We start from the raw sequence: 26,531 nt of genomic DNA on the forward strand, positions 1-26,531 counted from the left end.
TAAAAGGGGATAGTTATATGGGGATAATAAATAAGCTTAATAAAGCAATAGATTTATTAAAAACAAAATACTTAATGAAATTTAAGCAGAAGACTTATGTAGGAAAGAAATATAACATTAATTACTTATTAGAAAAAAATAATAAATCAAAGGATTTATTAATAGTATTTTCAGCTTGTACAAAGATAGGACAAAAGGCTAGATACAATTATATAAGAACTTTAGAGGAATTTAAGTGCAATAAGTTGTTTATATTAGATGATTTTGGTTTTGATGGAAGAGGAGCTTATTACCTAGGAAAAGATAAGGATTTTAAAATTGAGGAAGATGTAAGAACTTTAATAAATAAGATAGTTGAAGAAGTAAAACCTAAAAATGAAATTTATATTGGATCAAGCAAGGGTGGATACTCTGCATTATATTTTGGAATAGAAAGAAAAAATGCTAATATAATTGTGGGTGCTCCGCAATATAATCTTGGAGATTATCTAAATCTTCCTAACCACCAAAATATTATGAAGTATATTATGGGGGATTGTAGCAGTAGTTCAATAGAAAAATTAAATAGTTTAATGAAGAATAAATTAAACTTAAACAAAGAAAATAACAACTCAATATATATTCACTATTCAACAGAAGAAGAAACTTACGAGTCAGATATAAGACCATTGTTATATGAAATAAATGAATTAGGAATAAGGATGTATAAGGATGAGAAAAAATATAGCAGCCATTCGGAATTAACTTTATATTTTCCACAGTATATAAAAAATAGTATAAGACTGATATTAAAATAGGGATTTTTTACAATAAGAATATAATATATTAGATAAAGGTAGTATTTCGAAGTTAAAATACTACCTTAAGTTTTAAATTATATTAATTTAAAATTTTAAGTAAATCCATTAAAGTTGAAATTTCATATGTAGGCTTTAATGTAGTTGAATTTTCAAGGTTTTTAAAGTTTGTCCAACAAGTATCTATGCCAAAATTAATTCCACCTTTAATATCAGAGCTTAAGCTATCACCAATCATTAAAATTTTGCTTTTATCGCTATAGTTTAAATTTGATAAAGCAATTTCAAATATTTCAGGATTAGGTTTTGATGCTTTTACTTCTTCAGATATAACTATTGTTTCAAAATATTTAGCAATTACAGATTGTCCTATTCTTTTAGATTGAACATCTGTAAGACCATTAGTAATTATAGCTAATCTATAATTTTGGCTTAAATTTTTAATTAATTCAAAGCTGTCTTCATATAAAAATGAAGCATTAGCTAAATGTTTCATATATGATTTAGCAAACTCCTTTGGATCAAAAGATACATTTAATTTTTCAGATAATCTTCTGAACCTTTCTACCTTTAACTTTTCTTGTGTTATTAGACCTTTTTCAAACTCTAACCAAATACCTGTATTAATTTCCTCGTAAATTTTTAAATGGTAATTTTCATCATAATCCATATTAAATTCGCGAATACTATTTTCAAAGGCTTGCCTTTCAGATTTCTTGAAATCAAATAGTGTCTCATCTGCATCAAATAATAAAACTTCGTACTTCATATATAACCTCCATAATTGTATTCTTATATATAAATATTATATTATTAAAGAGTTAAAATCTATAAAATCATTAAATTAATTAGTAAATATAGTCACAAATTATTTATTTTAGAAGAAATATAATGGAGTTTTGATGTATAATGATTTATTGATATAATAATATTAATTTGAACTCTAGGGGTGAAATAATGAGAGAATTGAAGGGGATAGAAGAAAAGATCTTAGATAGGGCTTTGTACTTATTTGGGAAAAACGGAACTACTAATGTACCAATTAGAACTATAGTTAGAGAAGCAGAGGTTAATGTTAGTGCAATAAATTATTATTTTGGTAGTAAAGATAAAATGCTTAAATATGTAAAGGAGTTTTACTTAGAAAATATATCTCAAGCATATGCAGCATTATACAAGAATGATTTAAGTGATGAAGAAAAAGTAATTGAATGTGCAAATGAAATTATAGAATACTCCTTAAGATATCCAGGAGTATTAATAATGACCAAAGAAGCATTAACATCAAAGGAAAAAGATGATATAGATATAAAAATAATTGAAAATTTAAAAGCTAAAAATAAGCAATTAGATATTATTTTAAAAAAAGTTATAAATAGTAATGATGAAGAATATATATATAAAAAAATGATTTTTATTTCTTCTATTACATATCCAACAGCAAATGAAGAGTTTATTTTTGAAAATGATATTATAAAGAATAAAGAAAAAAGAAAAAAATATATAATAAGCTTAATAAGATTATTAAAAGAAAAATAAATGACATAGAAAATGCTCTGAAATTAAAAATAAGGAGCATTTTTTTATTTTTTTGTTAAAATTAAAACAATTTGTTTTAAACATATTGATTTATTTTTAACAAAGAAATATAATTAATTTGAGGTAAAAAATAAAGATTGTAATTTTGGAGGTATTTAAAATGGCTTTTGAGAATGTTTTTAGTCCTATTAAAATTAGAGGAATGGAAATGAAAAACAGGGTTATTTTCCCCGCTATGGGAACTAAAATGGTTGGAGAGGATAAAATGGTAACTGATCAACTTATCAATTACCATGTAGCAAGAGCTATTGGTGGAAATGGCTTAAATTTCACAGAAGTTTGTTCAGTTTATGACAAAGCTTCACCTAAGACTTTTTTAGCAATTTCAGATGATAAGTTTATACCAGGTCTAAAGAAATTAACGGATGCAATTCATAAAGCAGGAGCAATGGCTGGAGTTCAATTATGGCTTGGGGGATCAGCAGTATTATTTGGAGATCCAACAGCAATGGTAGTAACACCAAGTGATCTTAAGCTTCAAGAAAATTATGTTATAAAAGCAGCTACAAAGGAAATTATTGATGAATGTATTCAGGCTTTTGGAGATGCAGCTAGACGTGCAGTTGAAGCTGGTTTTGATGCTTTAGAATTTCATGCAGGGCATAACTATACACCTCATTCATTTTTAAGTAAGGCTTTTAATAAGAGAACTGATGAGTATGGTGGAAGTTTAGAAAACCGTGCAAGATTTTTATTAGAATGTATAAGATCAATTAGGGCGAACATTCCAGAGGACATGCCTCTATTTATGAGAATAGATGCTCATGATGATTATTTAGAAGATGGTCTTACAATAGAAGATACTATTCAATTTTGTAAATGGGCTAAGGAAGCTGGAGTTGATGCATTAGATGTATCTCGTGGAAATTTCTCAAGTGCAGCAATAAAATATGAAGTTCCTCCAGTAGATTTACCAAGAGGATTTAACGTAGATAATGCATCTAGAATTAGAAAAGAAACAGGAATGTTAACTGTTGCTGTTGGAAGAATAAATGATCCAGAGCAAGCAGATGAAATAATAAAAGATGGAAAAGCAGATATGGTAGTTATAGGTAGAGCACAATTGGCTGATCCAGAGTTTTGTAATAAATCAATGAATGGAAAAGTTGAAGATATAATACGTTGTGTTGGTTGTAATCAAGGATGTTATGATGGATTTGCATCACCGGAAGTACCATTTATAACTTGTTTAAGAAATCCAGCATTAGGAAGAGAAGCAGAGTTTACTTTAGAAAAAACAAATAATCCTAAGAAAGTATTAATAGTTGGTGGGGGAGTTGCAGGACTTCAAGCTGCTATGGAGTTAAAAGATAGGGGGCATAATCCAATATTATGTGAAGCATCTGAAACATTAGGTGGACAATTTGTTTTAGCTGGAGCAGCACCAAGAAAAGGTGAAATGAAAGATGCAGCTATAGCAATGGGTGAAATGGCTAAGAGAAAGGAAGTAGATGTAAGACTTTCAACTCCTGTTACTCCTGAGGTTATTAAAGATATAAATCCAGATGAAATAATAATAGCAGCTGGAGCAGAACCTATGAAGTTGAATGTTCCGGGAGCAAACTTAGAGCATGTAACTAATTCTCATGATATACTGGCAGGAAATTCAATGGCAACTGGTGAAGTTGTTGTTATAGGTGGAGGATTAGTTGGGCTAGAAGTTGCCGAGTATTTATCAGGAACTGTAAATAAGATAACTGTAGTGGAAATGTTAAATGAAGTAGCAAAGGATCTAGGGCAGTTAAGAAAAGTTTGCGTTATGGAAAACTTATATCATGAAAGCATAAAAACTATAACAGAAGCTAAATGTATTGAAATAAAAGATAAATCAATAGTAATAGATAGAAATGGAGATATTGAAGAGGTTCCTTGTGATTCTGTTGTAGTTGCAATAGGAGCAAGATCTCGTGATTTTAGTAATCTTACTGATTATTGTAAAGAAAACAATATATCATATCATATAATTGGAGATGCAGTTAGAGCACGTAGAGCATTAAATTGTATTGAAGAAGCAGTAAAAGTAGCAAGGGAAATTTAATATAAAAAGAAGGAGCTGTTTTAAAACAGCTCCATTTTTATATTCTAATCAACTAATTTTTTCCCAAGCACCCCATTGGCTTGCACCAGGAGTTTCTCCTTGAGTCCACCATTTAGCTTTGTATTTAACACCGTTGTAAATTACTATATCTCCTCCAACATAAACCTTAGTAGGGCTATAAGTTGAAATTTCTGGGTCGGAGTTATCAACAACTGTAATAGTTGATTTAGCAGTAGCAACTAATCCTTTACTATCAGTAACTGAATAGGTTAATTCATAAGAACCTACCTTAGAAGTATCAACAGTACCTGAAACAACAATTTTACTAGTTAAGTCACCATCTTCTTTATCAGAAGCAGTTACACCACTTAAAGGATTAAATGAAGTACCAAGAGTGATTTGTTTATTTGAAACTCCAGTCAATACTGGTGCTGTATTAGTTTCTGTTTTTTCTACAACAGTTATTGTAGCTATGGCTTCAGTTTTAAGTCCTTTACTATCAGTTACAGAGTAGGTTAAATTATAAACACCAGCTTTAGAAGTATCAACGGTACCTGAAACAACAATTTTACTAGTTAAATCACCATCTTCCTTATCAGAAGCAGTAATTCCGGCTAAAGGATTAAAAGCGTCACCCATTGCAATTTGTTTATTAGTAACTCCATTAATAACAGGTGCTGTATTATCAGTAGGAGTAGATTGATCTGGTAGAACTTTTACCAATTTCCAATACTTTGTATTATTAGGTGATCCATCGTCTGTAGGTGGAATATACCAAGATGTACATTCATAAAGAGCATCCTTATAAACTACTTGATCACCGTATTTGTAAGTTTTACTTGGATCATAGAATTGTTGACCAGCTTCTAAAACTCTAAGAACAGTTACTATTCTTTCCTTAGTTGTAGATAATCCCTTGCTATCTGTTACAGTATATTTTAGAGTGTAATCACCAGTTTTAGCAGTGTTTACAGTCCCAGAAACAACAATTTTACTAGTTAAATTACCATCTTCCTTATCTGAGGCACTAACACCAGCTAAAGGATCAAATTTTCCTCCAATAGTCAATGATGTATTATTAATTCCAGAAAGTGTAGGAGCATAGTTTCCATTTACAGGTACGTTTCCAGGTCTCATTCCATTAAAGGTTAGATTCCTAACTCCACCAAAGCATAACTTTATTGATCCAGCTAGAGAAGCAGACTCTCCAACACCAAGCTTTTGCCATCCAGAGGAGGTTATGGTAACTCTATTAAAATCACCTATGTCTTCAATAGTTGAACTTCCACCTTGAGGTTGTCCGAATATTGCTGATTTAGGTAAATCAAAGCTTACCTTCCATCCAGTATCAATAGCTTTGTCAGTTTTGTTTGTTACTTTAATATCATAAGTGTAATTTGGATGATCGTATTTTCCACTAAATACAACATCTACATCAGTTTGAGTAAGTCCTTTAATTGAATCATCAGTTACTTTACAATTACCTAAAGCGTCAAGACCAGATTTTAATCTTTTAGTTAAAGTATCTCCAAAAGTATATTTCCCTTCGTTAACATTAGTTGAGCCTGGTTTGTAATTAGGATTTAAACCATAATCTCCATTCATTACCCAAATTAATGCTCCGCCTAAATTTTTATTTTTAATATATTCAATTCTCTTATCAATAGATTTTTCATTCTCAAAAGATAAGAATACCTTTTTTTCATTTTGCCAAACGTACGGAACTCCGCCAACTTCGTCAAAGTAGATTTTTAAGTTAGGATCAGTTTCCGCTAAATTTAAAATATGCCATAGAGGATTTGCGCCAGCAGGGTCTAATACGCCATCCTTATTATCATCGTCTCCCCAAATATTATAAATTCCGCTAGCTGGTGTTTTACTTGAGCCGTGCAATCCATTAGTACCACCCTGAACATTTTCCCATCCTCTTGTATAATAAGGAATTCCCATTATTATTTTTTCAGGAGGTAGTATACCTCTATAATATCTATAAGCCCAATCCATATTTAAAGTAGGCATAGCCATGTTTATAGTTTCCCTATCAGTAGGGTCAGGATATATATTAGCCAAGTTTTCAACGAATTCGTTCCATCCACCATGGAAATCATATGACATTACGCTAAGGAAGTCTAGGTATTGAGCATAAGAGTTATCACTCATTCCGCCAAGTACCCAGGATGAAGCTGTTACAGCAGCACTTTCTATATAGTGCTTTCCATCTTGATTTCCAGCAGCATCAAGTTTTTCTCTTAAAGTCTTCATCATTAAGTTATATCTTTCATTCAATTTAGATCTTCTTGGTTCTGATAAGTCCTTATCATCAGGATTACCAGAAGTGGAGGTAGCTGATGGGTATTCAAAATCTATATCTACTCCATCAAAATTATATTTTCTTATAAAATCAACACAGGAATCCGCAAAAGTGTTTATTCCTGCATCGGTATCTAACATAGTGTAGAATCCTCTACTGCCAGCCCATCCGCCAACAGATATTAATAATTTTACATTAGGATATTGTTTTTTCATAGTTTGAAGAACATTGAAATGTCCTTTATAAGGCAGAGTAGGATCTAAGGTAACTTCTTTACCATTGTGACTTAAAGGATGATTTTCAAAGGTTTCTTCAATAGCAGCATACTTGTCGCCAAGGGCTATTTTGTTAGTAGCAGGATCTATCATAGCAAAGGAATATTGAATATGAGTTAAAGATTCCCATTGTAAGTCAGCTGCGTCAAAATAGCCTTGAACTTCGTTTTTATATGCCCATTCAGGAAAATATCCGATTACTTTTCTACTTAAATCAGTAGATGTGTCTGATAATGTTGAAGTTAGGTTATTATTTGTAACTTCTGCTTTAGGTTGTATTGATAAATTAAATAGTGTAAATAATGAAAGAGTTACACCAGTTAATATTTTTTTAAATTTAACCTTTTTCATGTTTTACCCCCATACAAAATATTTTTATTGTACAGGTAGCTAATATTAGCTACCTGTATTATTAAGTTTTTAAAATTTAGCTGATTTTTTCCCAAGGTCCCCATTCAGCTGCACCAGGAGTTTCTCCTTGAGTCCACCATTTAGCTCTGTATTTAACACCGTTGTACATTACTACATCTCCGCCAACATAGATCTTAGTAGGACTATAAGCAGGTATTTCAGGAATAGTATTATCAACTACTGTAATAGTTGATTTAGCTGTAGTAGTTAGGCCTTTGCTATCAGTAACTGAGTAAGTTAAGTTATATGTCCCAACTTTAGAAGTATCAACAGAACCAGTAACAGTAATTTTACTAGTTAAGTCTCCATCTTCTTTATCAGAAGCAGTTACTCCAGTTAAAGGATTAAAAGCAGTACCAATGTTAATTTGCTTATTAGCAACACCAGAAATTACAGGAGCTGTATTTATTGAAGTTTTTTCTGCAACAGTTATAATAGCTGTTGCAGTAGTAGTTAAACCTTTGCTATCGGTAACTGAATAAGTTAAGTTGTAAGTTCCAGCTTTAGAAGTATCAACAGAACCAGTAACAGAAATCTTACTAGTTAAATCTCCATCTTCCTTATCAGAAGCAGTAACTCCAGTTAAAGTGTTAAAGGTATCTCCAACGTAAATCTGTTTATTAGTAACTCCGTTTATAACAGGAGCTGTATTATCCGGAGTAGTTGTACTACCATAAATAACTTGTCTTCCCATTTCTGGTGAAGTTGAATACATTCTTTGAGCTAGTTCTATACTTAATAGTCCATTTAAGTTATTTATGTCTTCTGCTATATTTAAATCAAAGGTCATAGTTTGACCAGGTTTAATAAGTTTGCCATCATATGAGCCAGAGAAGTCAAGAACGTAGTATCCGTTTTCTTGTTTAATTGTAGGACTTGGATATTGGGCACCAGTTATAGTAATGCCACTAGTCTTAATATAGAGTTTTATATTCTTTAATGTTTTAGCAGCTGCTTCAACGGTAGAAAGAACTTCACCAGATTCACTTAACTTTTCATTGTTTGTAAAGCTTAAAGTTATTGTACTACCAGTTCCCCATGCAGGTTTACTAGTTGTTACTTTAGAGGTTACATTAAGCTTATTATAAACAACGGTATAGTTGTCTAGACTAGATGAACCAAATAGAGCTTCTTTGGTAACCTTTGTAAGTTCATCACGTTTAGTTGAAGTAGTTTTAGCATCTTGGGAAGCCATCCAAGCGATTATTCCACCTAAATTATGCTCTTTAACATACTTAGCTTTTTCTTGAATAGATCTGGCGTTATCGTAAGTGAAGAATGCACCAGTGGTTTCATTGTATAAATAAGGTGCTTTAGCACTATCATCCCAATATTCTTTTAGTCCAGTATATTTTGCCTTTAATTGAGAAAGGGCATTGTATGACCATACTCCACCAGCACGTCCACCTTCTCCGTTTTTAATTCCAGCTTCATTAAGAGCTCCTGGAGTTGGAGTTAAGTCTGCATCTTTATTTACAGCTGCAGCTGTTCCAAATAAACCTGGGTTGTTTTTATCAGGACCGTTATTACTAACTTTTTCCCAACCACGAGTATAGTAAGCTGCCCCTATAACTATTTTTTCAGGTTTAGCACCTTGTGAAATATAATAGTTAACACTTTCATCTACAGATAAGCAAGCTCCTTTATATGGTGAATTTGGATTAGTGTAAAGAGCTGTTTGATGGCCACTAATTGTATCCCAAGCACCAGACATGTCATAAGTCATGATATTAGCATAGTCTACAATATTAAATAATTTAGCAACATCAATTCCTTCATCAACTTTTGCCTTTCCAGCAGGTATAGCAACTGAAAGCTCATAAGTCTTTCCAAGTTCTGCACCTTGTTTATTCAATGCATTCTTTAAGTCTTGAAGTAAAGTTATAAAGTTATCTTTATCAGCAGGAGTAGCATTTGGTGTACCTTCATCGTTTGTATTGTCGACTTTATCTGGATCTCTACGACTTGCAGGATATTCCCAGTCTATGTCTACAAAGTCCATATTAGTATATTTGATGAAAGCCATAACATTTTTTACAAAATTAGCTCTAATAGTTGGGGTGGCTGCTATAGTTGAGAAATCTCCTGATTTTGACCAACCGCCAAGGGAAACTCCGATTTTTAAATTAGGATTTTCACTCTTTAAAACTTGGAATGCATTAAGAATTCCGCCATTTACATCACCATAAGTTACTCCTGCATTTCCAAGAGGATGTCCAGTGGCTGCATCTTTGTCTGTGTATTTTAAAACACCTTGAGCATCAAAATCTACAAAGGCAAAGTTTAAGTGAGTTAATTGATCTGCAGGTATGTCTTTAGGGTAGAAGTTACCTTGTCCTCCCCAAATAGACCAATCACCATAGTACATTACGTTACGATACTTTTGAGTGGATTGTTCAGTAGTTGTTAAAGTTGTGTTACTTGAAACTTGAGCATTTGCTCTAATTGGCCCAATACCAGTTACTAATAACGCAGCAATAGCAGAAAATGCGATTAGGGGTTTTGCTTTTTTACTAATCACTTGTCTTAACATTAAATTCACTCCTTCATTAAAAATTTAATATTATTTATTTTATATAATACTCATATAAAATACATATTATATTCCATATGAATACCTTTTCAGAGTGTGCATTATATCTCCCTAATATATAGATTAAATTTTATGCGAAGTATTATAGGATAATTAGGTAATTTTTATGAAATGTTAATTAAGATTTATAGAAAAGTAACTTAAGGAATTTATCTTATAGATAGTGTTAATGAATATTTATTAAATCACCTCCTTAAGGATAAATTAAAATTCATCCTATTTTTAATATAAATTATAAATATGAATATATCAATAGAATATTCTGAAAATTTAAAAATAATTTTATTCTCTCTATATAAATAATTAAAAATATATATAAAAATAATCGTATTTTATCTTATAATAAATATATTATATTTTAAAGAAGGGTTTGAGGAGGATTTATGATAAAAAATTATAAAATACAGAGGCCTAAGTTTATAGAAGAACTTATAAAAATAAATAATATAAATGAGGAAATTAGGGATTTGGGTAAAATACAAAATAGTATAGTTGAAGATATTGAGATAGATAATATATATGAAAAAGGGCTTACAATTGATTCCTGTATATTTAAAAATGTTATTTTTAATGAATGCTCACTACATAGCGTAGATTTATTAGATACGGTATTTGAAAATTGTGATTTATCTAATATTGATTTTGGTGGTGGAAGTATCCATAGAGTAGAATTTAAAAATTGCAAGTTACTTGGAGCTAAGTTTGATGAATGTAACCTAAAGGAAGTTGGATTTTTTAATACAGTTGCAAAATATATTAATTGTTCTTATTCAAAGTTTAAAAATGTTATCATTAAGGAATGTAATTTTTCTGATGGAACCTTTCAACAAGTAAAATTAGATAAAGTAAGTTTTAATGACTCTAGTCTAGAAAACGCTTATTTTAATAAAACCAACTTAAATAAAATAGATTTAACTACTTGTAATATTAGTGGAATTGATATTGAAATAGAAAATTTATCAGGAGTAGTGGTTAATACTATGCAAGCATTAGACTTAACAAGACTTATGAAAATAGTAATAAAATAATAAGTGAGAAAAAGGTTAAGGCTTTTCATAAATAACGGGTAGTCCTTCTCTTAAAAATAAATAAATTAAATATATTTTAACGCTTTTAGAACTTTATAATTAATAGATTAATTATAAAGTTTGCTTATAAGAATAATAAGGTAACAAGTAAGAATAGAATATATCATAGTTTTGTTAAAGCGGGATTATATGGAAAGTAAGGTGTTTTGTAAAAATTATTTGGATGAAAACTCTCCAGGATATGTTGTTGAATATAAAGGTAACTTTAAGGAAGAGATTGATAAGGTTGATTATGCTTGTGGTGATATTATTAATGAAAGACTTGCTGTTATATCAGTTCAAGAAAAGGATATTGATAGATTGAGGATAGACGTGCCGTCCATAATATTTATTGAAGCTAGAGGTGTATATGTTTTACAAGATACATCTCCTATAAATGTAGATGCAATAGCTTCAGTAAAGATTAATAACTATCTCAACTTAACTGGAAAAGGGATAATCGTAGGTATGGTGGATACTGGGATTGATTATTTAAATAAGGAATTTATAAGGGAAGATGGGACTTCTAGAATAATAAGAATTTGGGATCAATCAATACAATCAAATAAAACATCAGAGTTGTATATTGGAACAGAATATAATAATGATGAAATAAATAGAGCAATAAAAGTTAGTAAGGAGGGTGGAAACCCTTATGAGATAGTGCCAAGCAGAGATGAAATAGGACACGGGACAAGTATGGCAGGAATAATAGGTGCAAGAGGATATAATCATAACATTGAGGGAATTGCTAATGACTGTGAATTTATAATAGTAAAATTGCTACCATCAATAAATTATATAAAAATATTAAGAGAAAATAAAGTTCCAGTAGTACCAGCATATAATACATCGGAGGTTTTATCTGCTATAGAATATCTAAGAAGAGCTTCTTATGAGCTAAGAAAACCAATGATATTATACTTAGGAGTTGGAACACAAGATGGTTCACATGATGGTGCAAACATAACAAGTCGATTTATAACATCTATATCAAGAAGAAGAAATATGGTGTTTATAGCGGGAACGGGAAATTCAGGAAATGCAGAGGGACATTCTACTAAATTTTTATCAAATATAGGAGAAGTTAAATATTCAGAATTACTGATTCCTAGGGAAATTAAAAGTTTTAACTTAGAATTATGGATAAAGAAACCTAATAAAATGTCATTAAATATAATATCTCCTAATGGTGATGAAACTGGGTATATTAGGCCAAATATAGAGTCAAAAGATTTTAGACAGTTTTATTTATTGAATACTAAAGTAGAAATAAGATGCTATGATCCAGAAAGTTTTACTGGTCATCAGCTGTTTGTAGTAAATTTTATTGATATAAAGCCTGGAATCTGGAATATAAGTTTAAGAGGAGAATATATTACTGATGGAAGATACGATATATGGCTTAAGGATAAATCACTTTTACCAGAGGGAACAAAATTTTTAGATCCCAATCCATATAATACACTTACTATACCTTCTACAGCTGCAAATGTAATAACTGTTTCATATTATGATGGAATAACTAAATCAATTATGGCTTCATCCGGAAAAGGTTTTAATGTAAATTGGTTAATAAACCCTGATATTGCTACGGAAGGGGTTAATATCTTAACTATTTTAGCAGGAAGTGATTCAGTAACAAAGGTAAGTGGTAGTTCAGCAGCAGCAGCAATAGTTGCAGGTGCCTGTGCATTACTTTTACAATGGGGAATAGTTGATGGAAATGATGCCTCCCTATACTCCATAAAGTTAAGAAGTTTATTAATATACTCAGCAGATAGAGATGAAATATATGAATATCCTAATGAAGAATTAGGATATGGAAGATTAAATTTAAATGATGTTTTTAGGATTTTATCAGGAAATTATAGAAGCAACATTGGATACTTAGAGTATAATATAGGAAGCTTATTTATTAGGATTCCAGATGATTTAATTAATGATAGATTGGAGGAACCTTATGGAGAATAATGTTCCAAATAGTAGCTATGAGTTTGATAGCAACAAATATGTAAGCTATCTTACAGAGTATATTGGTAGTCTTAGTACAGAGTCTATAGAAACTCCTGATATATTTTTATTTATTGTAAATGAGGAATATGCTGCAGTCTATTTAAGAGCAAACTTAATTAAAAATTTTGAAGATACGTTAGAAATAAAAGATTTAATTAATAGTAATTTTAAATCAGAAGAATTCGAAATTATTTATGTTTTACCTCCGGAGGTCTACACCTTACAACAAATATCAGCTATACAAGCATCAAATGTAAATTTACTACAAACTGAACTAGCTTTGAATTTAACGGGTAAGGGAGTCGTAGTAGGAATAATAGATACAGGAATAGATTATTTAAATGAAGAATTTAAAGATGCAATTGGTAATACAAGAATAAATGAAATATGGGATCAAACAATAGGATTTAGAAAAGAAGATGGTAAGTTGCTTTTAGGAAAGGTATATACTAAGGAGAAAATAGATGAGGCTATAAGAGTATATAATGAGGGTGGAAATCCATATGAAATAGTCCCTAGTAAAGATGAAATTGGACATGGAACTAATATGGCGGGAATAGTAGGTGCAGCAGGTAAAAACCCTAACTTGAAAGGGATAGCTCCAGAATGTGAGATTGTCTCAGTTAAATTATTACCATCTGACTTTTTAAGAGACAATTATGGGATAAAAGTACCGGCATACAGTATAACATCAATATTTTTAGCTATAGAATACTTAAAAAGATATCTTTCAGCAAGTGGGAAACCTGTAGTTATATTATTACCATTAGGAACTAACTCGGGAAACCATAGAGGAACTCATATATTAGATAATTATATTGCGTCAGTATCTAGTAATGTTGGTATTGTGGTTGTAACTGGAACTGGAAATGAAGGTATAGAGGATACTCATACATCTGGAATTATAAAAAATAAAGGTGAATTTGAATCTATAGAGCTATTAGTGAAAGAAAGACAAAAAGTTATGTATATGGAAATTTGGATGAGTTTACCTAATATTATAGAGATAAATGTAATATCTCCCTCAGGAGTCGATACAGGGTATATACCAGCTATATTAAATATAAATAAAAGATATTCATTTATATTTGAACAAACAAAGTTATATATATATTATAGTCTTCCAGAAGAATACACTGGGGATCAATTAATAAGATTATATTTTTATGATATTCAGCCTGGAATTTGGAAGATAAATGTAAAGTTAAAACTTGGGAAAATAGCAGAATATAATGCTTGGTTATTACAAAGAGGATTGACTTTAGCAGGAAATAGATTTATATCAAGTAATCAGTATGGAACGGTAACAATACCAGGAGACTCGAAATATACGGTAACAGTAGCAGCCTATAATCAAAATAATAATAATTTATTGTCCTACTCTGGTGTTGCATTTAGAGATAAGATAATGGATACAATAGACTTTGCTGCCGGAGGATATAATACTATGACTGTGGGAATTAATAATAAGATAGATATAATTAGTGGCACGAGCTTATCGGCAGCTATTGGAGCTGGTGCATGTGTATTACTATTTCAATGGGGAATAATAAATAAAAACTATCCATACATGTATTCTCAAACCTTAAAGACTTTTCTAAGTAGAGGGGTATATAAAAGATCAGGAGATACCTATCCTAATCCTCAGCTTGGAAATGGGATAATAGATTTTTATAAAATATTTGAAAATATGAGTTAAAAAACTGGACAGTTATGTCCAGTTTTTTATTCTAAAATATTAAATTAGCTATAAGAACTATTACAGGTAAAGTTATTATAGTTCTTTCTATAAATATTATTAATAGTTGCTTTAATGATACAGGTATTTTTGATCCAAGTAGAACTCCACCTACTTCAGACATATATATTAATTGAGAAACCGAAGTACAAGCAACTATAAACTTAGTCATATCACTAGTTATGGTATTTGCAGCTAGAACTGATGGAAGTAACATATCTGCAAATCCAACTACTAAAGTTTGAGAAGCAGCTACAGCTTCAGGAACTTGAAGTAGCTTTAAATAAGGTATAAAAGGCAAACCTAAAATTTGAAACACTGAAGTATATTCTGCAATTATTAGGGCAATAGTAGCAAGTGCCATAACCACAGGTAAAACTCCAAGCCACATATCAAAAACATTTTTTATTCCATCTACAATAAAAATTTTAAAACCAGGATTTTTTTCAGCTTTAGATAATGCTTTTTTATATCCCCATGAAAAAGAGTTATATCCAGAAGGAATAGTTTCATCATCCTTTTTTTCTTTATTATTATAATAAGTGTTAGGTATATTTTTTAATGGATATATTCGAGGTAAAATTATAGCTGCTACTATTCCAGAAAATGTTACTGTTAAATAAAATGGAATAAATAAATTAGATAATCCAACGGTATCTATTACTATTAAGCTAAAAGTTATAGACACTGCTGAAAATGTAGTACTAATTATAGCTGCTTCTCTTTTTGAATAAAATCCTTCTTCGTATTGTTTATTAGTTAATAGTATGCCTAATGTTCCATCTCCTAACCAAGATGTAATGCAATCTATTGAGGAACGACCAGGTAGAGTAAATACAGGTCTCATAACCTTAGTAAGGATTGCACCAAAGAACTCTAATAAACCAAAGTTAAGTAATAAGGGTAATAATAATCCTGCAAAAAAGAAAATAGTAAATAATATTGTAAGTAAATCATTTAATACAAAAGATCCAGTTGAAGGATTAATTATAGCTTTTGGTCCTATATTAAATAATGAAAAAATACAAAATATAGCGCCTAGAATTCTTATAATAAACCAAATAGGACTTACGTTAAATAAAGTGTTTAAAAATTCATTTTCTATAATAAATTTAGGTTTAAAAGCTTTAGTAATTATGCAAAATATTGCAGAAATACAAATAAATAAAGTTATAATAGCTGTTAAGTAGCCTCCTAAAGCATTTGCTAAAAATTTTGACATTAAAGCTACTGGTATAGTAATATCCCCCTTATATTTAATAGGAATCATAAATAGTATTATTCCTATTATAGAAGGAATAATAAAAGTAAGGGAGGCTTTTAAAGTAACTTCATCTTTAGTTAATTTTTTCATTTCGGTCTCCTTTATATCTAAAAATTAATAATTATACACAGGAATTAATTTTAATACATTTTTAAATTAAAAATCAATAGATTTTTATGCAAAAACAACTAAATTTTATACAAAAATGGAGTGTTAATATTTTCTTTTAATAAGGATAAACTAAATTCATTAAGTATTTAAAGGAGAATTTTGTTTATGAATAAAAAAAATGTTATTACATATTTAGTTATTTTTAATTTATTAGTAATATTAATAATCTTATTAAGTAAAATAGTTTTATTAAAAAATTTTATAAGAGTAATATTTTCTGTTGTGATTATACCAATAATATTTGGAGTATTTTTATTTTATATACTTAAACCACTAAATAATATATTTCTAAAAAGAAAGGTAAAGAGAAATATTGCAGCCACTTTAACCTTAATCATTTTCTTCTTTGTTGCATCTGGAATAATAAAATACTTTAGTGATTATTTTATAGAGCAATTTATTAATGTTAAATCCATACTAATAAATTTGATTGAGCAAAAGGGAGGTATGGATGATATACAGGATATTGTTAAAGAAAATATTTTAAAAAGTGATTATTATAGTAAATTTTTAGAGGATATACAAAGTTATTTATATTTAATTATTACTAATATAAAAAGATTATTTGATAAAGGAATGCAGATGTTTTCAAATATATTATTAGTGATTTTAATAGTTTTTTATTTACTTAAGGATGAAGAAGGAATAAAAGAGTTAATAGTAGAATTATTTCCTAGGAAATATAGAAATAAAGGATATGATATAGTAGAAGAGGGAGATGAGCTACTATCATCTTACATTATAGGGCAAGCTAAAGTAGCGTTGTCTTTATCAACTATGATGTTTATAGGCTATAAATTTATAGGTATGACAAGTCCTTTACTTTTATCAGCAGTTACTTTTATATTAGCATTTATACCATTTGTTGGTTTTTTTATATCTCTAATATTGCCTTATATAATTGCTATAGCTTTAGGTTGGAGCATGATATTAAAATTATCTATATTAGTTTTAATAGCTCAAACCCTTAAAGGGAGAATTGTTGTACCATTAATAATGGGCAAAACAATGAAGATTCATCCAATTACAGATATTTTCTTAGTAGTAGGTGCTGCATCTCTAGTTGGTCCTATTGGAGCTTTTGTCGTTGTGCCTATTTATTCACTAGTAAAAATGATATTTAGACATTTTAATAAAGAAATGGAAGATAAAATAAAAGAATTCAAAGAAGAAGGCTAAGTATAAAAAGCAGATATTTTTATAACGGATAATTGATAATGCATTATGCATTATCAATTTTAAGGTTGTTTTATAATGTTTAGGTAGAAAAAATATTATAAAAAAACTATAATTAAATAAATGAAAATAACGGGGGATTTGTAGGAATGAGCAATAGAAATAAAATAAAAGAAGCTAATAGGATAGTAGTTAAGGTAGGAACTTCTACGTTAACATATGATAATGGTAAAATAAATTTAACAAGAATTGAAAAATTAACAAGAATACTATCTGATGTTATGAATTCTGGGAAGGAAATTATATTAGTTACTTCAGGAGCAATTGGTGTTGGAGTATCTAAATTGAAGTTAAAAGAAAAGCCTAAGACTATAAGAGAAAAGCAAGCAGTAGCAGCTGTAGGACAATGTGAATTAATGCATATATACAGTAAGTTTTTTGGTGAATATAGTCATACTGTGGGACAAGTGTTATTAACTAGAGATGTAGTAGAGGATGATCATGTTAGGAATAATGTTTGTAATACCTTTGAGACATTAATAGAGAATGGAATTATACCTATTGTAAATGAAAATGATACAGTTTCAATAGATGAAATAGAGAATATAGTTAGATTCGGAGACAATGATAATTTATCAGCAATAGTTTCAAAACTGGTTAAGGCTGATCTTTTAATAATATTATCAGATATAGATGGATTTTATGATTCAGATCCTAGAAAAAATATAGATTCGAAGCTTATAAGAGAGATAAAAGAAATTACACCAGAACTAGAAGAATGCTGTGGTGGAGCAGGTAGTAATTTGGGTACAGGTGGTATGATAACTAAGTTAACTGCGGCAAAAACAGCAACAGAATCTGGAGTAGATATGGTATTAGCCAATGGAGAAGATCCAAAGATAATATTAAATATATTAAATGGTGAAGAAGTAGGAACTTTGTTTCTAAGTTGTTAATCAACTTAGAAATTAAGAATGAAGAGTTAAAAATGAAAAATTGATGGAAAAACTCCTGACGGAGTTTTCAAAATAAGGAGTGATTAATTATGATTACTATTGAGAATTTAGGTATGAATGCTAAAGAGGCATCTTATGATTTAGGAGTAGCATCTACTACTGAGAAAAATAAAGCTTTAGAGTTAATGGCAAGTGCTTTATTAAATAAAAAACAAGAAATTATGAATGAAAATAAAAAAGATTTAGATATAGCTATTGAAAAGGGAACATCTAAGGCTATGTTAGATAGATTGTCTTTAAATGAAGATAGGATAGAAGGGATGGCAAAAGGATTAATGGAGCTTATAGCTTTAGATGATCCTATTGGTGAAGTTATAGAAATGTGGAAAAGGCCTAATGGAATACAAATTGGAAAGCAAAGAGTTCCAATGGGTGTAATAGGAATAATATATGAAGCTAGACCAAATGTAACCTGTGATGCAGCAGGGCTTTGCTTAAAGACTGGAAATGCAGTTATATTAAGAGGTGGAAGTGAAGCAATAAATTCTAATAAAGCTATAGTAAAGGTATTGAGAGAAGCTTTAAAGGAATCAGGTTTACCAGAGTATTCAATTCAATTAGTTGAAGATACTAGTAGAGAAACAGCTACTAAGATGATGAAACTTAATGAATATATAGATGTTTTAATTCCAAGAGGGGGAGCGGGATTGATACAAGCTGTAGTTAAAAATGCAACAGTACCGGTTATTGAAACTGGAGTTGGTAACTGTCATATTTATGTAGATGAAGTTTGTGATTTTGAAATGGCTAAGAATATAATAGTAAATGCAAAAACATCAAGACCAGCAGTATGTAATGCAGCAGAAAAAATGCTTATTAATGAAAAAATAGCAAAAGACTTTTTACCAATTATCTGTGAAGCTTTAAAAGAAAAAGAAGTTGAGATACGAGGAGACGAAAAAGTTAAAGCTATAATAAAAGAGGTTTCTTGTGCTACTGAGGAAGATTGGAGCAAAGAGTATTTAGACTATATAATAGGCGCTAAAGTAGTTAAAGATGTAAATGAAGCTATTACACATATAAATAAATATGGATCAGGACATTCAGAAGCAATAATAACAGATAGCTATAAGAATTCACAAAAGTTCTTAAATAAAGTTAATGCAGCTGCTGTTTATGTTAATGCATCAACAAGATTTACTGATGGAGGAGAGTTTGGCTTTGGTGCAGAAATAGGAATAAGTACTCAAAAGCTACATGCAAGAGGGCCTATGGGACTTAAAGAACTTACAACTATTAAATATATAATTTATGGAAGTGGACAAATAAGATAGTGTCGTTGCACAAGATATCTATTTAGTAGAAAAGTGTTCGGGGCATTTAACTGTATTTGAGTTAAGTAGTATAAAAACTCTAATGATACATGACGGTATCATTAGAGTTTTTTTGAATTAAGACATCAAATCTCTTTAGTTATGCTAATCATCTTTAATACTATTCTTAACTGCATACTTATGTTAAATTTAATTAGGAAATCCTGATTCTTCAGCCCAGTCATTATAATCATTTTCAAAGCGATCCCAATCAATTTCATTCCCATCATCATAATCACTTGGATCTGGTCCTTCTTCTCTTAAATCCTGTAATTCATCTTCATAATAATCATAATCATCATCGTAATAGTAGCTCATTATCTAACCTCCAAACTCTATATATTTTATAAGGAATTATGCCCATAAATAGCAGTAATAAAAACTGCAACTACTTGTAATTAAATTTCTAAACTAACTAAATTAATCATAGTGAATGCCACTTCCTCCGCAGGCAGGACAGGTATAACTACCTGAACCTGCACATTTAGGACAATTATACTCTCCTGTGCATTCACAAGAAACTACTCCACTCCCACTACAATAACTACACTTTCTCATTGATACTACCTCCTCTTATTTTGCATATTATAATGCCAATCTTAAATTTATACTGATAGCTAATTTTCTATCTATTTCAGACATAACCTCACTGTCAATCTTTCCAATGACCTTTTTGATTTGTTGTTCTGATATAGTTGTTATTTGCTCACATAGAGCAATGCTATCAGTATGTAAAAAGTCATAATCGTACTTCTCTAATATGTGATGTGTAGGTAATAATTTTTTATTTTTAGATGTTAAGGGAACTACTATAGTTGTTGTAGAGTATAAATTCCCCTTATTATTCTGAACAACTATAGCTGGTCTTACTAAAGATTGAACTGATCCAACTTGATTTCCTAAATCAACCATTACTACACAACCTCTTTTAATAAAATTTCTCAAATTACTCATAAAAATCATCCTTTCAAAAAAAAAATCTAAACTTTGATTTAAAAATAAGCGCAACTATCCCTGCACTATATTACTTTTAAATCAAAATTTAGATTTCAATATATATCTAAAATGTTTATTAAATTATATATTTGGAATTATATACTAAGTATATCTTTTTGTCAATAAGTATTTTATATAGCTAGAATTTGTTATGTTAATAATATTATAAATTCTTCACTAATTTGTTTGTAATTATTGCTCTTATATTCGGTAAGTATTATTCTTTGACCATTATCAGTACCCCTTTCTGAATCCACTCATATTATATACGATTAAATATATATAAAGGTTCCATAAAAAATAAAAGGGTACATTTTATGTATCCTTTTATTTTAACACTTAATATGAGGTTTAACCTTGTAATCCGTTTTCTTGACGTTCCATATTTTCTATAACAACATCAAAAATATCTCCTAATGAAGCACAATATTCAAGAACCTTCCATGGAGTATTAGTGTGGAAGTGAATTTTTATTAAATCCTCATCACCAACTGCTAATAGACAATCACCTTCTATATTTTTAGTAATATATTCATTAATTTCATCCTCTGAAAGATTATGTCCTTCAATTAACAATTGCGTATCAAATTTATATTCAAGCATTATTAATTCTCCTTTCAAATCCCATTCTAAATTGATTAAATAACTAATCAATTTACATTTTTAATTTATTATGGATAGATTATACCATATTTATATATACAAAGATTGAAAAAATTATATAAAGAAAATATCATCTTATTATGATTTAAAGCAAGCTTTATCACAAAGATGATATTTTTCTTGTTTTATGCTCTGTTTTTTAGTTTATTTGCTGATAATCCTAATAATACCAATGAGATACCAAGTAATAATGCTATAGTAGTCATTTCATTACTTAAGGTTGAACCATAAAGAATATTACTATTTGAAGTATTTATCCATGTAGTTGGTATAACTTTAGAAATATTCTTTAATACGTTTGGCATAACATCAATTGGCCAGAAACATCCTCCAAGCATTGCAAAAGGAAGTATTACAAGGGTGCTTATTGTTCCTGATACTCTTAGATCCTTGGAATGTGTAGTAATAAATACACCAAGGGAAATGGTAAATATACCAAATATCAAGAATAAAGAATAAAGGCTTAAAGGTGAATCTCCTAAATTAAATTTAAATATATATTTGAATACTAAGAAATATAAGGTTATTTGTACAAAAGTAATTACTAAAAATGAAAGTAAGCTTTGGAATATATACTTAAATCTTGTCATTGGTGTAGTAAATAATCTTGTAAATACGTTTTTCTCTCTATCTTTTAGTATTATATTAGTTGCTGATGTTGCTGAAAATAATAGGTTAAGTACTATAAATGCCATAGCAGTGTTTGTTTTGGACTTATTTCCTTCACCTTTATCTACACTTGTATAAGATAGTTTATAAGAACCATCTGAGTAATATTTAACTGCATCATAAAACTTTTCTTCATTGCCATTAGAGTTTTTAGCAAAAGTTTTTAGGATATTTATATAGTTATTTAGAGAGGTTTTAATAGCTGTAGAAGTATTACCTTCTTTAGCTTCATATGTCTTTAATATAGGATCTTCCCCTTTAATTAAAGAATCGGTATATCCCTTAGGAATAACTATTGCATAATCTATCTCATTATTAATTAAATTGTTTTGAATAGTTTCTTCACCATCAAAATTAACCTCAGCCTTATCTTTAATATTATTAATTATACTTTCTGTAATAGCTGTTTTGTCATTATCTATAATAGTGACCTTTAAAGGAGCAGTACCATTTGAACCTGAAAAGGCAATAACCATAAAAATTAATGGTAATACTATTAGAAATAGTAAATTTGATTTTTGTCTAAATAATCTTTTTAATGTTGCTTTAAATATTGTCATACTCTTTCACTCCTTCCTATTACATTTGCCCCTAAGAATAATAAGGCAGATATAATCCAAAGGCCTAATATACTTAAGAATACTTCTTTTGAAGCTCCTCCATAAATTGATTTAAACATAGCATTTGAAGCTAGATAGTTAGGTGTTAGTTTAGCTATAGAGCCAAGTATTCCACCAAAGTTTACTTTTACAAATCCTCCACTTAAAAAAGTGAATATAGGAACTATAACATTTAGAAGAGCAAGCCCTATTAATCCCTTTTTTGTTGCCATTATAGCAAATATACCTAACATTGTAGATAATACTGATAATGAAAAAGCAGATAATAATATAGTTGGAATGCTACTTCCAAAGTTTACTCCAAATGCAAAATTTGAAATTAACAATAGTATAAGAACTTGAACCATAATAGTTATAATTACACCAACTGCTTCTCCTATAAATATTTGAGAAAGGTTTAATGGAGTAGATCTAAATCTAGAACCAACAGCTCCATAATAGGATTTATCTATAGCAAAGTTAGCATAAATTGATCCATACATTATTATCATTACAAGCATTGTTATAGCATAATAATCTATAGCAGAAGGTTTTTTACCTGATACTGAAACTGCTTCATCTTGAAGATTATTATTTTGTTCTAAGGTAAAGTTTCTTGATTGAATCTTGCCTAGTGCTTCCATAGCATTTGCAGATGAAGAATATGTTTCGACTATTCCTTTTACTATGGAAACTCCTAGTTGATTATATTCAGAGCCTATTAATTCAAGTTTGCCATCATAGTTCTCATCATAAACAACTAAAGCATCATATTTTCTATTTTCAATTAGCTTCTTTCCTTCTTCGATATTATTTATTTTTTCAACTTGAATTATATCTCCAAGTTCATCTAAGGTGATAAAGTTCTCAAAAGCTTTTGCACCATTTGTTGAATCATCATTTACATATAATAAATTTACTTTATCAACAGTTCTCGCAGTAAAATCCTCATTATTTTTTAGGGCATTTCCTAATATTAATATTAGAAAAATTGGTATCAATAGCATTGAGATAAGGCTTTGAACATCTCTTACTGACTGTAGTAGTCTATATTTTACTATGGTTAATATTTTCATAAGGTTGTTCCTCCTTAATCTCTAAGGCTTCTGCCAGTAAGGTGAAGAAATACTTCTTCTAGTGAAGCTGTACTTCCATCTTCATGTTTAACTAAAGCCTTAAGTTCGTCATTAGTACCTCTTGCAATTATTTGTCCATGATCTACTATACAAATATCAGAGCAAAGGGCATCAACTTCTTCCATATAGTGAGAAGTATAAATTACAGTAGAGCCTTGTTCATTAAGTTTCTTTATAGTTTCTAAAATATTATTTCTTGATTGAGGGTCAATACCAACTGTTGGTTCATCAAAAATTATTAGCTTAGGTTTATGAACAATAGCGCAAGCTATATTTAATCTTCTTTTCATTCCACCGGAAAATTTAGGGGGGAAGTCTTTTCTTCTATCCCATAAGCCAACGAATTCTAATGTTTCTTTAACTGCATCTTTAAGTTCTTTTCCTCTTAAACCATATAGTTCTCCGAAAAATTTAACATTTTCTTCTGCTGTTAAATCATCTATTAAGGCTAAATCTTGAGGAACAACTCCTAGATTTTTCTTAATAAACATAGAATCAGTTTTTATATTTTTACCAAATATTTTAACTTCACCGGAATACTTAGAATAAAGACCACTTAGAATGCTAATAGTAGTTGTTTTTCCAGCACCGTTAGGACCTAGAAAGCCGAAACTTTCTCCTTCTTTTATTTTTAAATCTTTTATATCTACAGCTTTAAAATCTTTGTAATTTTTTACGAGATCTTTTATTTCTATTATCATTATAATTTCCTCCTATTTGAACTGCGTTCATTTAAACTTATATTAATATTAATACTATGACATCATTGATACAAACTTATTATATATTAAAAAATAGCTAAAAAAGCTAAAAAAAGCAAAATAGCTTCATGTTAATAGGTTTTTCTTAAAGATTTAAAATAATAATTATTTATTGATAATTATTATGGATACATATTTTTAAATAAAGGATATTTATAGAAAATATAAAATAATAATATTATAATTATAATAGGTAAAAAGTGTGATTTATAGGGAGTAATATATGAAGAAAAAATATGAATTTAAAAATAAATATTTTAATGAACTTAACATAAGTGAGCTTTATGAAATAGTTAAGTCTAGGTATGAAGTTTTTGCCTGTGAACAAGAAATAACTTGTGAGAATGATTTTGATGATAAGGATAAAAAGTGTATTCATTTATTTGCAATAGATAATGAAGGTGGAATTGAGAAGGTTATAGGCTATTGTAGATTGCTTCCGCCAGGATTATCTTATAATGATGCATCTATAGGAAGGGTATTAGTACTAAAGGAATATAGGGGGAAAGGTTTAGCAAAGGAAATGATGTTAAAAGCTATTGAAGTAATTCAAAAAGAATATGGGGTAAATGAAATAACCTTATCTGCTCAAAGTTATATTAAAGATTTATATAAAAATGTAGGATTTAAAGAAGTTTCAGAAGAATATGAAGAAGCGGGAATATCGCACGTTAAAATGAAGTTTAGAATATAATATTTTAGGAGAATTTATGAGAAAGAATAAATTTAAGAAATGGGGAAAAAGAGTTATGGGAATAGTTGTATCGTTATTAATATTAATTATAATGGCAATAAGCATATCTCTTTCAATAGTGAATAGTTATAAAAAATATATTTATAATATTGAAAATATACCTATTAATAATGATGCTATAATAGTTCTTGGTGCTGGAGTCAAAAATGATGGAACTCCTTCGGATATACTTGCGGATAGACTTGAAACTTCTTTAGAGGTGTTTGAAGCTAAAGCAGCTAATGCCTTTGTTTTAAGCGGTGATCATAGTAGGGAAGATTATAATGAAGTTGGTGCTATGAAGGATTATATTGTAAGCAATAATATAGATGAGAGAGTAATTTTTATGGATCATGCTGGATTTAGTACTTATGATACTATGTATAGGGCTAAGGAAATCTTTAAGATTAATAAGGCTATTATAGTAACTAATGAATATCATTTGCCAAGAGCATTGTATATAGCAAGAAAATTGGGAATTGATGCTTATGGAGTTAAGTCTGACAAAAGAGGTTATCAGTTAATGAGTAGCTATAAAAAGCGTGAAGTTTTAGCTCAACTAAAGGATTTTATTTATGTAAATATATTAAAACCTAAGCCAAAATTTTTAGGAGAATCAATACCTGTAAATAATTCAGATGGTAGAATTACTGAAGACGATTAAAATAAAAATTAAAGAGTATATAATTTTTAATTAGGGGCTGTTTAAAAATAGCCCCACTTTTAATTGTCTATAATATCTTTTCCAGCTATTCTTTCAGAGTTAAAAACTAGAGTATCATTTTCTTCAGTAATGGTAATAACTATTGGTCTTATATCTGAGTAAATAATATTATCATCTACTATTAGGCTATAGGTTATATTATCTAAAGTATATGTTAGTATTAGTTCAGATTTATTAATGATTGTTGTTGAACATATCTCTTCTTTATTATCATGGCTATTTGATTTAATAGTTCCTAACTCAATAGGATGTCCACCTGGTCCAGTATGTTGTATAGTTACATTTTCTAAAGTTTTTGAAGTATTGTTTTTTAAGTAAAAAACAATGTTTCTTAAGTTAAAACTATTTCCTGTAAAAATAAAGGGAATTACCTTTTTCATATTTTTTCTCCTTAAATAAATGATATACAATCATAATAGCATTTTGAAACAAAAATGTAAATATAAGTAATAGAATGTGAAATAA

Annotated in this window: 23 protein-coding genes; 11 read left to right on the plus strand and 12 right to left on the minus strand. The window is 29.2% G+C overall.

What is annotated here, in order from left to right; all coding sequences use genetic code 11:
- The first annotated feature begins 17 nt into the window (after positions 1 to 17).
- Positions 18 to 797: an accessory Sec system protein Asp2 gene (locus BN6774_RS01650; protein ID WP_066889448.1), complete on the plus strand. Its 780-nt coding sequence runs from the start codon at positions 18 to 20 to the stop codon at positions 795 to 797.
- An 82-nt stretch (positions 798 to 879) separates the two neighbouring features.
- Here BN6774_RS01650 and BN6774_RS01655 read toward each other — a convergent pair whose 3' ends face one another.
- A complete protein-coding gene (locus BN6774_RS01655) occupies positions 880 to 1,566 on the minus strand; it encodes a YjjG family noncanonical pyrimidine nucleotidase (protein WP_066889450.1) in 687 nt (228 codons plus the stop codon).
- A gap of 188 nt (positions 1,567 to 1,754) precedes the next feature.
- On the opposite strand from BN6774_RS01655, the gene BN6774_RS01660 reads away from it, so the two are divergent.
- Positions 1,755 to 2,336 (plus strand): TetR/AcrR family transcriptional regulator, encoded by a 582-nt coding sequence (locus tag BN6774_RS01660; RefSeq protein WP_066889453.1) that lies wholly within the window; start codon positions 1,755 to 1,757, stop codon positions 2,334 to 2,336.
- Between the two features lie 160 nt (positions 2,337 to 2,496).
- Positions 2,497 to 4,434 carry a bile acid Fe-S flavoenzyme BaiCD gene (gene baiCD / locus BN6774_RS01665; protein ID WP_066889455.1) on the plus strand — a complete coding sequence of 646 codons (1,938 nt, stop codon included), beginning with the start codon at positions 2,497 to 2,499 and terminating at the stop codon, positions 4,432 to 4,434.
- Between the two features lie 48 nt (positions 4,435 to 4,482).
- On the opposite strand, the gene BN6774_RS18785 is transcribed toward baiCD, so the two are convergent.
- Both BN6774_RS18785 and BN6774_RS01675 read right to left on the minus strand, forming a co-directional pair.
- Positions 4,483 to 7,371, minus strand: coding sequence for a glycosyl hydrolase family 18 protein (locus tag BN6774_RS18785; RefSeq protein ID WP_084766824.1), 2,889 nt, complete (start codon positions 7,369 to 7,371; stop codon positions 4,483 to 4,485).
- A gap of 76 nt (positions 7,372 to 7,447) precedes the next feature.
- Positions 7,448 to 9,964, minus strand: coding sequence for a glycosyl hydrolase family 18 protein (locus tag BN6774_RS01675; protein ID WP_066889457.1), 2,517 nt, complete (start codon positions 9,962 to 9,964; stop codon positions 7,448 to 7,450).
- A gap of 443 nt (positions 9,965 to 10,407) precedes the next feature.
- Between BN6774_RS01675 and BN6774_RS01680 the strand changes: the two genes are divergently transcribed.
- From BN6774_RS01680 to BN6774_RS01690, 3 genes are all read left to right on the plus strand, one after another.
- Positions 10,408 to 11,052, plus strand: coding sequence for a pentapeptide repeat-containing protein (locus BN6774_RS01680; RefSeq protein ID WP_066889459.1), 645 nt, complete (start codon positions 10,408 to 10,410; stop codon positions 11,050 to 11,052).
- A gap of 189 nt (positions 11,053 to 11,241) precedes the next feature.
- On the plus strand, positions 11,242 to 13,065 hold the full coding sequence (locus BN6774_RS01685; RefSeq protein WP_066889461.1) for a S8 family peptidase: 1,824 nt from the start codon (positions 11,242 to 11,244) through the stop codon (positions 13,063 to 13,065).
- On the plus strand, positions 13,055 to 14,806 hold the full coding sequence (locus BN6774_RS01690) for a S8 family peptidase (protein ID WP_106404254.1): 1,752 nt from the start codon (positions 13,055 to 13,057) through the stop codon (positions 14,804 to 14,806). Before BN6774_RS01685 ends, BN6774_RS01690 begins: the two co-directional genes overlap by 11 nt.
- Positions 14,807 to 14,837: 31 nt before the next feature.
- Here the strand turns inward: BN6774_RS01690 and BN6774_RS01695 are convergent, their stop codons facing one another.
- Positions 14,838 to 16,199 carry a YjiH family protein gene (locus BN6774_RS01695; protein WP_066889465.1) on the minus strand — a complete coding sequence of 454 codons (1,362 nt, stop codon included), beginning with the start codon at positions 16,197 to 16,199 and terminating at the stop codon, positions 14,838 to 14,840.
- 186 nt (positions 16,200 to 16,385) lie between these two features.
- Between BN6774_RS01695 and BN6774_RS01700 the strand changes: the two genes are divergently transcribed.
- The 3 genes from BN6774_RS01700 to BN6774_RS01710 all read left to right on the plus strand — a co-directional run bounded on the left by BN6774_RS01700 (position 16,386) and on the right by BN6774_RS01710 (position 19,746).
- A complete protein-coding gene (locus BN6774_RS01700; RefSeq protein WP_066889467.1) occupies positions 16,386 to 17,459 on the plus strand; it encodes an AI-2E family transporter in 1,074 nt (357 codons plus the stop codon).
- A gap of 146 nt (positions 17,460 to 17,605) precedes the next feature.
- The gene (gene proB, locus BN6774_RS01705; RefSeq protein ID WP_066889469.1) at positions 17,606 to 18,412 is read left to right on the plus strand and encodes a glutamate 5-kinase; all 807 of its coding nucleotides are present in this window, start codon (positions 17,606 to 17,608) and stop codon (positions 18,410 to 18,412) included.
- A gap of 89 nt (positions 18,413 to 18,501) precedes the next feature.
- A complete protein-coding gene (locus BN6774_RS01710) occupies positions 18,502 to 19,746 on the plus strand; it encodes a glutamate-5-semialdehyde dehydrogenase (protein ID WP_066889471.1) in 1,245 nt (414 codons plus the stop codon).
- 189 nt (positions 19,747 to 19,935) lie between these two features.
- Here the strand turns inward: BN6774_RS01710 and BN6774_RS18445 are convergent, their stop codons facing one another.
- From BN6774_RS18445 to BN6774_RS01735, 7 genes are all read right to left on the minus strand, one after another.
- Positions 19,936 to 20,103: a hypothetical protein gene (locus BN6774_RS18445; protein WP_159426806.1), complete on the minus strand. Its 168-nt coding sequence runs from the start codon at positions 20,101 to 20,103 to the stop codon at positions 19,936 to 19,938.
- Between the two features lie 102 nt (positions 20,104 to 20,205).
- On the minus strand, positions 20,206 to 20,343 hold the full coding sequence (locus tag BN6774_RS18450; RefSeq protein WP_159426807.1) for a hypothetical protein: 138 nt from the start codon (positions 20,341 to 20,343) through the stop codon (positions 20,206 to 20,208).
- 27 nt (positions 20,344 to 20,370) lie between these two features.
- On the minus strand, positions 20,371 to 20,739 hold the full coding sequence (locus BN6774_RS01715) for a type II toxin-antitoxin system PemK/MazF family toxin (RefSeq protein ID WP_066889474.1): 369 nt from the start codon (positions 20,737 to 20,739) through the stop codon (positions 20,371 to 20,373).
- A gap of 393 nt (positions 20,740 to 21,132) precedes the next feature.
- A complete protein-coding gene (locus tag BN6774_RS01720) occupies positions 21,133 to 21,384 on the minus strand; it encodes a kinase to dihydroxyacetone kinase (RefSeq protein ID WP_066889476.1) in 252 nt (83 codons plus the stop codon).
- 185 nt (positions 21,385 to 21,569) lie between these two features.
- Complete coding sequence (locus BN6774_RS01725) at positions 21,570 to 22,673, minus strand: ABC transporter permease (RefSeq protein ID WP_066889478.1); 1,104 nt, start codon at positions 22,671 to 22,673, stop codon at positions 21,570 to 21,572.
- Positions 22,670 to 23,788 (minus strand): ABC transporter permease, encoded by a 1,119-nt coding sequence (locus BN6774_RS01730; RefSeq protein WP_066889480.1) that lies wholly within the window; start codon positions 23,786 to 23,788, stop codon positions 22,670 to 22,672. The genes BN6774_RS01725 and BN6774_RS01730 overlap by 4 nt, the downstream gene beginning before the upstream one ends.
- A gap of 14 nt (positions 23,789 to 23,802) precedes the next feature.
- Positions 23,803 to 24,552, minus strand: a complete 750-nt coding sequence (locus tag BN6774_RS01735; RefSeq protein WP_353960930.1) for an ABC transporter ATP-binding protein — start codon at positions 24,550 to 24,552, stop codon at positions 23,803 to 23,805.
- A 280-nt stretch (positions 24,553 to 24,832) separates the two neighbouring features.
- On the opposite strand from BN6774_RS01735, the gene BN6774_RS01740 reads away from it, so the two are divergent.
- The gene (locus BN6774_RS01740) at positions 24,833 to 25,303 is read left to right on the plus strand and encodes a GNAT family N-acetyltransferase (RefSeq protein ID WP_066889486.1); all 471 of its coding nucleotides are present in this window, start codon (positions 24,833 to 24,835) and stop codon (positions 25,301 to 25,303) included.
- 16 nt (positions 25,304 to 25,319) lie between these two features.
- Positions 25,320 to 26,006 carry a SanA/YdcF family protein gene (locus BN6774_RS01745; protein ID WP_066889488.1) on the plus strand — a complete coding sequence of 229 codons (687 nt, stop codon included), beginning with the start codon at positions 25,320 to 25,322 and terminating at the stop codon, positions 26,004 to 26,006.
- Between the two features lie 59 nt (positions 26,007 to 26,065).
- Here BN6774_RS01745 and BN6774_RS01750 read toward each other — a convergent pair whose 3' ends face one another.
- Positions 26,066 to 26,446, minus strand: coding sequence for a hypothetical protein (locus tag BN6774_RS01750; protein WP_066889490.1), 381 nt, complete (start codon positions 26,444 to 26,446; stop codon positions 26,066 to 26,068).
- Positions 26,447 to 26,531: the final 85 nt, after the last annotated feature.

Source organism: Clostridium nigeriense, assembly GCF_900086595.1.
In the GTDB taxonomy this organism is placed as follows: Bacteria; Bacillota; Clostridia; order Clostridiales; family Clostridiaceae; genus Clostridium; species Clostridium nigeriense.